The organism is Streptomyces ipomoeae 91-03 (assembly GCF_000317595.1).
Classification (GTDB): Bacteria; Actinomycetota; Actinomycetes; order Streptomycetales; family Streptomycetaceae; genus Streptomyces; species Streptomyces ipomoeae.
The window spans coordinates 1-9,330 of the sequence record NZ_AEJC01000619.1 but is presented as its reverse complement, the minus strand read 5'-3'; the positions used below and the strand labels follow the sequence as shown (position 1 = coordinate 9,330).

Sequence of the window (9,330 nt, the reverse complement as noted above, 5' to 3'; positions counted from 1 at the left end):
CGGGTATCGCGGAACTGGAGCAGAAGTACGAGGGCAAGGGGTACGGTGCGCTCAAGACGGACCTGGCCGAGGTCATGGTCGAGTTCGCGACGCCCTTCCGGGAGCGCACCCAGCAGTATGTGGACGACCTGGAGACGCTCGAGTCCGCCGTCACGTTTCTGCGGGGCGCTTCAGGAACCCGTCGGCTCGTGCACCGGCTCCCGTACGGGCTCGGCGGCGGCCGGCGCCGGCGCCGGGGCCGGGGTGGCGGCGGCCTGGGGGCGCTCGGTGGCCTTGGCGTTCCCCGTGGCGCCCGGCATGGACTTCGGCAGCGGCACGGTCAGGGCGACGAGCAGACCGAGGGCGAGGGCGGAAAGGGCGATCACCGCGATACCCGCGCCGGAACTCGTCTGTGACAGCAGCAGCATGGCGAGGGTGGACAGGATCACGGTGCAGGAGCCGTAGGCGAGCTGTGCGGTCGTCGGACGAGGCATGGCAATCGTGTCCTCGGGTGGGGTCCTCCCCGTGCCTCTCACGATGATGGGGAGGTTGCGGATACGAATCAAAGGTGAAGCAGTGCCGTCGGCTTGGCTTTCGCCGACTTTCGGCGCTCCGCCAATCGACTCTATTCGGCAGGGTGCCCGAGGGGAACGACAGGTAAGCGTGACCTGACCCACGGTGCCGGGCGCACGGGGGGCGCACCGATTCATGGAGTCCACCAAGTGGACGGGCCCGCGCGCCCGTTGAGAGGCCTTCATAACGTCCGCATAACGAACAAGCGCTTCCTGTAGACGCAATAGTGCACTTGACCTGTTCAAGTCAAGATCTGTTTTTTCTCTCGAAACTCCGGTCGAATGGCGTCACTTGACTACACGCGTATACCGCGCGCGGACTTCCTCCACGACCAGGACCAACCCCTCCGCGCGAACGGGCGCGGGGGAGGACATCAAGTGACCAGTAGACCCTGGACGTTCAGGGCGGCGGCCATCAGCGTCGCCATCGCCACGGCCGCGGCGACGATCTCGACCTTCGCGGTGGCGCAGGCGGCGGAGGGTACGCCGAAGGCGTCCGTGGACCGGCAGGACCCGGCGGAGCACCCGGACGGCGAGCACGACCTCGAAGGCCCGCTGAGCAAGACGCAGGAGGCTCAGCGTGAAGAGGCCCTGCAGCAGGTCATATCCGGTGACGCCACGGTCAAGGACCGTGACGGCTCCAAGGTCGTGCAGCTGAAGAGCAAGAAGGGCAAGAGCAAGTACGTCGAGCTCGGCCGCGAGAAGACCGACAAGATCTTCACGATCCTGGTCGAGTTCGGCGACCAGATCGACAGCCGTTACGGCGGCACGCCCGGCCCGCTGCACAACCGGATAGCCGAGCCGGACCGTTCGAAGGACAACTCGACGGCCTGGCAGGCGGACTACAACCAGAAGCACTTCCAGGACCTGTACTTCGGCACCGGCAAGAACACCGAGTCGATGAAGAAGTACTACGAGAAGCAGTCCTCGGGCCGCTACTCGGTCGAGGGCGAGGTCTCGGACTGGGTCAAGGTCCCCTACAACGAGGCCCGTTACGGCAACAACGCCTGCGGCCAGACCAACTGCTCCAGCGTGTGGAACGTGGTCAGTGACGGTCTGACCGCCTGGGTCGCCCAGCAGAAGGCGGCCGGGCGCACCGACGCCGAGATCAAGGCGGACGTCGCCGAGTTCGACCAGTGGGACCGTTACGACTTCGACGGTGACGGCGACTTCAACGAGCCCGACGGCTACATCGACCACTTCCAGATCGTGCACGCCGGTGAGGACGAGTCGGCCGGCGGCGGCGCGCAGGGCACGGACGCCATCTGGGCGCACCGCTGGTACGCGTTCGGCACCAACGCCGGCGTGACCGGTCCCGAGGGCAACAAGCTCGGCGGCGCCAAGATCGGCGACACCGGTGTCTGGGTCGGCGACTACACCATCCAGCCGGAGAACGGCGGACTCGGTGTCTTCGCCCACGAGTACGGCCACGACCTCGGTCTGCCGGACCACTACGACACCACCGGCGCCGGCGACAACTCCACCGGCTTCTGGACCCTGATGTCCTCCGGCTCCTGGCTCGGCACGGGCAAGGAGGCCATCGGCGACCTGCCCGGCGACATGACCGCCTGGGACAAGCTGCAGCTCGGCTGGCTGAACTACGACACGGCGAAGGCCGCGACGAAGTCGAAGCACAAGCTGGGTGTCGCCGAGTACAACACCAAGGACAAGCAGGCCCTCGTGGTCGAGCTGCCCAAGAAGCAGGTCACCACCGAGATCGTGGCGCCCTCCCAGGGGTCCACTCAGTGGTGGAGCGGCAGCGGTGACAACCTCTCCAACACCCTCACCCGTTCCGTCGACCTCACCGGCAAGTCCTCCGCCGCGCTGACCCTCGACGGCTGGTACGACATCGAGGCCGAGTTCGACTACCTCTACACCGAGGTCTCGACCGACGACGGCGCCAACTGGACCGCGATCGACGGCACGGTGGACGGCGCGGCGATCCCGCGCGACGCCGGCGGCAAGCCGGGGCTGACCGGTTCCTCCGCCGACTACAAGAAGCTGTCGTACTCCCTGGACGCCTACGCGGGCAAGAAGATCGACCTCCGCTTCCGCTACCAGACCGACGGCGGTGTGGCCCCGAAGGGCTTCGCGGCGGACCAGATCACCGTCACGGCGGACGGCTCGGCCCTCTTCTCCGACAACGCGGAGAGCGCGGACGCCGCCTGGACGGCGAAGGGCTTCTCGCGCATCGGCGCGTCCATCACGGACGACTACGCGCAGTACTACATCGCCGAGAACCGTCAGTACGTGTCGTACGACAAGACCCTGAAGGTCGGCCCGTACAACTTCGGCTTCTCGACGACGCGTCCGGACTGGGTGGAGCACTACCCGTACCAGAACGGTCTGTTGATCTGGAAGTGGGACACCTCGCAGGCGGACAACAACACCAGCCAGCACCCCGGTGTCGGTCTCGTCCTGCCGATCGACTCCCACCCGACGGCGCTGAAGTGGTCCGACGGCACGCTGATGCGCAACCGCATCCAGTCCTACGACTCGCCGTTCAGCCTGTACCGCACGGACGGTCTCCGGCTGCACAAGGCGGACGTCCTGACGAAGATCCCGTCGTCGAAGGGTGTGTCGACGTTCAACGACCACGCCAACACGTACTACGACGAGACCAACCCCACGGGCGGTGTCAGGATCACTGACACCAACACCAAGATCAAGATCGTCAAGGAGGCCAGGGATGGCTCCACGATCTCGCTCCAGGTCGGCCCCGCGGTGAAGTAAACGGAGTTTTCGCAGGTCAGACCATATCCGGCCGCGACCCCCTTGGCGGGTCGCGGCCGGACGTGTTTAGGTGCGTCCTGTGGCTTTCTTATTGACACTGACGTGCAGGGGGGTGTGACCTACATGGCCGCAGGAGGTTTCTGCAAGCTGCCGGACGGCAACGTCGTCGTGGCCCTGAACCTGCCGGGAAGGACGACCCGGGGGGTGGACGCGGCTCGGCCGGTGGCCGCGCCGAGCGCCGCCTCGGGGGCGGTACCGGGGGCTCTGGGAGCGCCGAGGTCGTCGGAGGTCTCGGGAGTCCCGGGGGGCTTGTCGCGGGCGGGGACCGTGCCGGCGGCGTCGGGGAGTCCGGGCCTGCCGGGGGTGCCGGGGGCCGCGCAGGTTTCAGGCGTGCCGGGGGCGTCGCGGGCTCCGGGGGTGCCGGAGGTTCCCGGCGCGCAGGGGGCTGCTCCGGATGAGGGCTTCGTACGGGTGCTCGTCCTCGCCGCCAATCGCGCCCGTGCCCTCACCCGGCTGCGCAACCTGGGCCTCCGCGCGATCTACCTCCGCGGCAACGCGGCGCCCCCGACCCCGGACGAGATCACGGCGGTCCTCCACCACCCCGACGGCCTCATATGGCGCACGTCCCCGCCCAGCTCCGCCTCGACCGCACCGGAGCTGTGGCACCCGATCAGAGCCCTGCTGAGGAAGCCGCCGGCCCGGGTGTGAGGGGTCCGGCGACCGGGACCGAGCGTGGCCGGGGTTTCGCTTGTCACACCACGGGCTTGCCCGACAGCTCCACGCCGGCCTCCCTCAGCTCCTCCAGGGCCCGCTCGGTGGTCTCCTCGGAGACGCCGGCGGTCAGGTCCAGGAGGACATGGGTCTGGAAGCCCTCCCGCGCGGCGTCCAGGGCGGTGGCCCGTACGCAGTGATCCGTGGCGATACCGACCACGTCGACCTCGGTGATCTCGCGGGCCCGCAGCCAGTCGGCCAAGGGCACGCCGTTCTCGTCGGCGCCCTCGAAACCGCTGTACGCCGCCGCGTACGCCCCCTTGTCGAACACGGCGTCCACCGCGCCGGAGGCGATCGCCGGGGCGAAGTTGGGGTGGAACCCGACCCCCTCGGTCCCGGCGACGCAGTGCGCCGGCCAGGAGTCGACGTAGTCGGGGTTGTCGGAGAAGTGGCCGCCGGGGGCGATGTGGTGGTCGCGGGTGGCCACCACATGCTGGTAGCCGGGGCCGGCCGCCTGGCCGATCAGCTCGGTGATGGCGGCGGCCACATCGGCACCGCCGGCCACCGCGAGGCTGCCCCCCTCGCAGAAGTCGTTCTGCACGTCAACGACGATCAAGGCGCGGCGCATGGTGTCGGTGTCCTTCGACTCTTCGACGCTGGGTCGGTGATGGTGGGGTGGGGGCCCGGTCGGTCTGTTGAACCACGAATGAACCACGAGACTACGAACTTCCGAGCCTAGAGACTTCAAGGGCCGTACGGGAGGGGGCATCCGGCGCTCGTCCGGGGCGCGGACCGGGGCACGGGCCGAATGCGCGGGCGCTGCGCGGCTCACACGGGAGCGCACCCGGCACACCCACGCCGACCCGTCCCCAGCCACTACGTCGTGCTACCGGAGCACTCCCTCAGGCGTACTCCGTCGGAATGACCGGCTCCCCCCGTGACAGCTGCGTCGCCGAGAGCGGGAGCTTCGCGCGGGCGGCTGCGTGGCGGTCGCGTACGACGTCCAGGGGTTCCCGGGACAGTACCCGGCCGTCCTTGATCAGCGGGACCAGGAGCTGATGGTCCTTCAGCTCCTCGGGAAGGGGGCCGGTGCCCACGACCTCGGCCTCCGCGACCCCGTGTTCGTCGGGCCGCCGCGCCGCCCACTTGCGCCCGCCGATGGACGTCTTGCCGCCGGTGGACTTCTTCGCCACGGGGACGAGGGGCGCCGTGGGGTCGGCGGATTCCGCGCGGGCCACCAGTTTGTAGACCATCGAGCAGGTGGGGTGCCCGGAGCCGGTCACCAGCTGTGTCCCCACCCCGTACGCGTCCACCGGCGCCGCCGCCAGTGAGGCGATGGCGTACTCGTCGAGGTCGGAGGTCACGATGATCCGGGTGTCGGCCGCCCCGAGCGCGTCCAGCTGCTGCCGTACCCGATGGGCGACCAGGAGCAGGTCCCCGGAGTCGATCCGTACCGCGCCGAGCTCGGGCCCGGCGATCTCCACGGCGGTCCGTACGGCCTCGGCGACGTCGTACGTGTCGACGAGCAGCGTGGTGTTCCGGCCCAGCGAGTCCACCTGGGCCTGGAAGGCGTCCCGCTCGCGGTCGTGGAGCAGGGTGAAGGCGTGGGCGGACGTACCGACCGTCGGTATGCCGTAGCGGAAGCCGGCGGCCAAATCCGATGTGGAGGCGAAGCCGCCGATGTACGCGGCGCGCGAGGCGGCCACGGCGGCCAGCTCGTGCGTGCGCCGGGCGCCCATCTCGATCAGCGGGCGCTCCCCGGCGGCGCTCGACATCCGCGAGGCCGCCGCCGCTATCGCCGAGTCGTGGTTGAGGATGGAGAGGATCACGGTCTCCAGAAGCACGCACTCCGCGAAGCTGCCCTCGACCCGCATGATCGGCGAGCCCGGGAAGTACACCTCGCCCTCCCGGTAGCCCCACACGTCGCCGCCGAAGCGGTAGCCGGCGAGCCAGTCGAGGGTCTCCGCGTTCACGATGGAACGTTCACGCAGGAAGCCGAGGACGTCCGGGTCGAAGCGGAAGTTCTCCACCGCGTCCAGCACCCGGCCGGTCCCGGCCACCACGCCGTACCGGCGCCCCTCCGGCAGCCGCCGGGTGAAGACCTCGAAGACCGAGCGCCGTTCGGCCGTGCCCGCCTTCAGGGCGGCCTGCAGCATCGTGAGTTCGTAGTGGTCCGTGAAGAGCGCGGTCGAAGGCACGTCCACCGGCAAACCAAGGTCCGCTGTGTTCATGACGACGGATCGTACTCCCATCTCGTCAATCTGACGATTTCCGGGTGCGTTTCTTGGCGGACCCCACGTCACGGGTCCCCGTTTGTGCGAGCACCCCCCTGTGGTGGCAGCATGGGCCGTGTGACGGCAGCCGCACCCATCGAGATCGAGAAGACCGAGTCGGCGGAGGAGGTCTTCGCCGTACCCGAGCCCGACGTGCCGTGGGTGACGATCGTCCACAACGACCCGGTGAACCTCATGAGCTATGTGACGTATGTCTTCCAGTCGTACTTCGGGTACACGAAGGACAAGGCCACCAAACTCATGCTCGACGTCCACCACAAGGGTCGCGCGGTCGTCTCCAGCGGAACACGCGAGGAGATGGAGCGCGACGTACAGGCCATGCACGGCTACGGTCTGTGGGCCACCCTCCAGCAGGACCGGAAGTAGCCCAGCAGCCGGAAGCCACAGGCCGGAGCCACAGGCCAGAAGCCGCAGGCCGGACGCACCTGGCCTGACACAACAGGACCGGAGTGAACGACCCACCTGATGCCAGGAACCTTCGAACCGCTTCCCGGCGGCGGCGCGGCCGTCGCGCTCGACGAGGTCGAGATCTCGATCATCCGCTCGCTGGCGGTCCAGCTCCTGGAGCTGATCGGCCCGGGTCCCGGCGAGGACGCCTCCGAGGACCCGCTCGCCGAACTCTTCGCCGAGGGTCCGAGCGAGCCGCCGAAGGACCCCGTCCTCAAGAGGCTCTTCCCTGACGCCTACAGCGACCCCGAGGGCACTCCGGGACCCGGGGCGGCCGAGGAGCAGCGGGCGTACTCCGCCGAGTTCCGTCGCTTCACCGAGAACGACCTGCGGGCCGGCAAGCGTGACAACGCCCTCGCGGTCGTCCACTCCCTGGACATGTTGTCCGCGGCCGGTGAGGGCGGGGCCGTGCTGAAGCTGTCGGCGGACGACTCCCGGCAGTGGCTGGGCTGTCTCAACGACCTGCGCCTCGCGATCGGCTCCCGGCTGGACGTCGTCGAGGAGGAGGACACCGATCTCCTCTACCGGCTCCCGGACGAGGACCCGCGCAAGCCGATGGTGATGGCGTACCTGTGGCTGGGCAGCCTCCAGGAGTCCCTCGTCGCGACACTGATGCCGTGAGGCGCGGAGTGGCGCTCATGCCGTCGGCCGCGACGCGCATGCCGTCAGTCGCGACGCGTATGCGGCGCGGGGCGAGGTGCATGCCCCGGGGCCGGAATTCCGGATTCCCTCCGGGTCTCATCCGGGTTCACTGAGTGTTCGCTCAGGGGACACTCAAATCCGGATAACGATCATGCCACCGCAGCGGTGAGGGATGCCCCTGAGGGTGTTCTTTGTCTGCTTCTTCCTGTGTCGTGCGCCACAAAACGGCCAGTCGATCAAGATTGCCGCCGTGATAGATCTTCACGACCGCCCACCGAACACCACCCGCATGTTCGGTCGGGTGCGCCACCGAGCCGGCGGACCGTCGGCCCAGGCTCAGCGGACCCGGGGAAACCCGAGCCGCTCGCTCCATCAATCCGGGGGGATCGAGATCCGATCCAAGGCCGACGAAGGCCTGGGTCGGCGTGGAGAAAGGGCGCACAACACATGACCTCCGCTCAGGTCAGCAAGAACGACAACGACGCCGCGCTCGGCGACGCCCCTGAAGAGGGGTACGAGCGCGGACTCGGCAGCCGCCAGGTCCAGATGATCGCGATCGGCGGCGCCATCGGCGTCGGCCTCTTCCTGGGCGCCGGGGCGAACATCGCCAAGGCCGGACCCAGCCTCATCCTCATGTACGCCCTGGCCGGCGTGATCATCTTCTTCATCATGCGGGCGCTCGGCGAGCTGCTGCTCTACCGCCCCGTCTCGGGCTCCTTCGCGGAGTACTCCCGCGAGTTCCTCGGCCCGTTCTTCGGCTACTTCACCGGCTGGACGTACTGGCTGATGTGGGTCGTCACCGGCATGGCCGAACTCACGGCCGCCGCGATCTACGTCAACTACTGGTGGCCGCAGATCCCGCAGTGGGTGACCGCGCTGGTCTTCCTGGTGATCCTCTTCGTGGCCAACCTGATCTCGGTGAAGCTCTTCGGAGAGATCGAGTTCTGGTTCTCGATGGTCAAGGTCACCGCCCTGATCGGCATGATCGTGATCGGCCTCGGCGTCCTCACCTTCGGCTTCAGCGCGGCCGGCGACACCGCCGCGGTCTCCAACCTGTGGGCCTTCGACGGCTTCTTCCCCAAGGGCATCGGCTCGTCCCTGATGACCCTCCAGGGCGTCATGTTCGCCTACCTCGCCGTCGAACTCGTCGGTGTCACGGCCGGTGAGTCCGAGAACCCGGAGAAGACCCTCCCCAAGGCGATCAACACCCTGCCCTGGCGCATCGCGCTCTTCTACGTCGGTGCCCTCACCGTCATCCTGTGCGTGGTGAAGTGGACCGAGTTCGCCGAGGGCGTCAGCCCCTTCGTGAAGGCCTTCGCGGTCATCGGCATCCCGGCCGGCGCCGGCATCGTCAACTTCGTGGTCCTGACGGCGGCCCTGTCCTCCTGCAACTCGGGCATGTACTCCACCGGCCGGATGCTCCGCACCCTCGCGGACAACGGCGAGGCCCCGAGGGCGTTCAGCAAGCTGTCGTCGACCAAGACGCCCGCCTTCGGCATCACCGTCTCCGTGCTCTTCATGGGCATCGGCGTCATCCTGAACTACATCGTCCCGGAGAAGGCCTTCGGCTACGTCGTCTCCGTCGCCACCGCGGCCGGCATCTGGACCTGGCTGATGATCCTGATCAGCCACGTCCTCTACCGCCGCGCGGTCGACGCCGGCCGCCTGCCCGCCTCGTCCTTCCCGGCCCCGGGCGGTGCGGTGTGCAGCTGGATCGCCATCGCCTTCCTCGTCTTCGTCACCGGCCTCATCGCCTACGACGCCGACTCCCGCGTCTGCCTCTACGTGATGGCGGGCTGGGCGGCGGCCCTGGGCGTCGGCTGGCTCGTGCTGAAGTCGCGGAACCCCGAGGTCACCGCCCACCGCGAGCCGGAGCTCGACAAGACCGGCTGACGATCGGCAGGAGACGGGCCGGCCGACCCCGGCAGGACCGATGTCCCAGCATGTGGGCT

At 68.6% G+C, this 9,330-nt stretch carries 8 protein-coding genes and 1 pseudogene; 6 read left to right on the top strand and 3 right to left on the bottom strand.

The window, feature by feature from the left end; all coding sequences use genetic code 11:
- Positions 1-182, top strand: a pseudogene (locus STRIP9103_RS53660) (tryptophan--tRNA ligase); the annotation flags it as partial.
- Here STRIP9103_RS53660 and STRIP9103_RS39835 read toward each other — a convergent pair.
- Positions 171-473: a hypothetical protein gene (locus STRIP9103_RS39835; protein WP_009337720.1), complete on the bottom strand. Its 303-nt coding sequence runs from the start codon at positions 471-473 to the stop codon at positions 171-173. The pseudogene STRIP9103_RS53660 and the gene STRIP9103_RS39835 overlap by 12 nt on opposite strands.
- A 456-nt stretch (positions 474-929) precedes the next feature.
- On the opposite strand from STRIP9103_RS39835, the gene STRIP9103_RS39830 reads away from it, so the two are divergent.
- Positions 930-3,284 carry an immune inhibitor A domain-containing protein gene (locus STRIP9103_RS39830; protein ID WP_009337722.1) on the top strand — a complete coding sequence of 785 codons (2,355 nt, stop codon included), beginning with the start codon at positions 930-932 and terminating at the stop codon, positions 3,282-3,284.
- A gap of 417 nt (positions 3,285-3,701) precedes the next feature.
- Complete coding sequence (locus tag STRIP9103_RS52475) at positions 3,702-3,992, top strand: hypothetical protein (protein WP_078614208.1); 291 nt, start codon at positions 3,702-3,704, stop codon at positions 3,990-3,992.
- 43 nt (positions 3,993-4,035) lie between these two features.
- On the opposite strand, the gene STRIP9103_RS39820 is transcribed toward STRIP9103_RS52475, so the two are convergent.
- On the bottom strand, positions 4,036-4,623 hold the full coding sequence (locus tag STRIP9103_RS39820; protein ID WP_009337724.1) for an isochorismatase family protein: 588 nt from the start codon (positions 4,621-4,623) through the stop codon (positions 4,036-4,038).
- Between the two features lie 274 nt (positions 4,624-4,897).
- Positions 4,898-6,226 carry a nicotinate phosphoribosyltransferase gene (locus STRIP9103_RS39815; protein ID WP_048821863.1) on the bottom strand — a complete coding sequence of 443 codons (1,329 nt, stop codon included), beginning with the start codon at positions 6,224-6,226 and terminating at the stop codon, positions 4,898-4,900.
- Positions 6,227-6,337: 111 nt separating this feature from the next.
- On the opposite strand from STRIP9103_RS39815, the gene clpS reads away from it, so the two are divergent.
- The 3 genes from clpS (at position 6,338) to STRIP9103_RS39800 (ending at position 9,271) form a co-directional block, all read left to right on the top strand.
- On the top strand, positions 6,338-6,655 hold the full coding sequence (gene clpS, locus STRIP9103_RS39810) for an ATP-dependent Clp protease adapter ClpS (RefSeq protein WP_048821859.1): 318 nt from the start codon (positions 6,338-6,340) through the stop codon (positions 6,653-6,655).
- Between the two features lie 99 nt (positions 6,656-6,754).
- Positions 6,755-7,357, top strand: coding sequence for a DUF2017 domain-containing protein (locus tag STRIP9103_RS39805; protein WP_009337727.1), 603 nt, complete (start codon positions 6,755-6,757; stop codon positions 7,355-7,357).
- A gap of 468 nt (positions 7,358-7,825) precedes the next feature.
- Entirely contained in the window at positions 7,826-9,271 is a 1,446-nt protein-coding gene (locus STRIP9103_RS39800) for an amino acid permease (RefSeq protein WP_009337714.1), read from the top strand.
- The last annotated feature ends 59 nt before the right edge of the window (positions 9,272-9,330 follow it).

Coding starts and splice junctions, on each gene's coding strand:
- clpS (WP_048821859.1), top strand. CDS start 6,338: ATGGGCCGTGTGACGGCAGCCGCACCCATCGAGATCGAGAAGACCGAG.
- STRIP9103_RS39835 (WP_009337720.1), bottom strand. CDS start 473: ATGCCTCGTCCGACGACCGCACAGCTCGCCTACGGCTCCTGCACCGTG.
- STRIP9103_RS39815 (WP_048821863.1), bottom strand. CDS start 6,226: ATGAACACAGCGGACCTTGGTTTGCCGGTGGACGTGCCTTCGACCGCG.
- STRIP9103_RS39800 (WP_009337714.1), top strand. CDS start 7,826: ATGACCTCCGCTCAGGTCAGCAAGAACGACAACGACGCCGCGCTCGGC.
- STRIP9103_RS39805 (WP_009337727.1), top strand. CDS start 6,755: ATGCCAGGAACCTTCGAACCGCTTCCCGGCGGCGGCGCGGCCGTCGCG.
- STRIP9103_RS39820 (WP_009337724.1), bottom strand. CDS start 4,623: ATGCGCCGCGCCTTGATCGTCGTTGACGTGCAGAACGACTTCTGCGAG.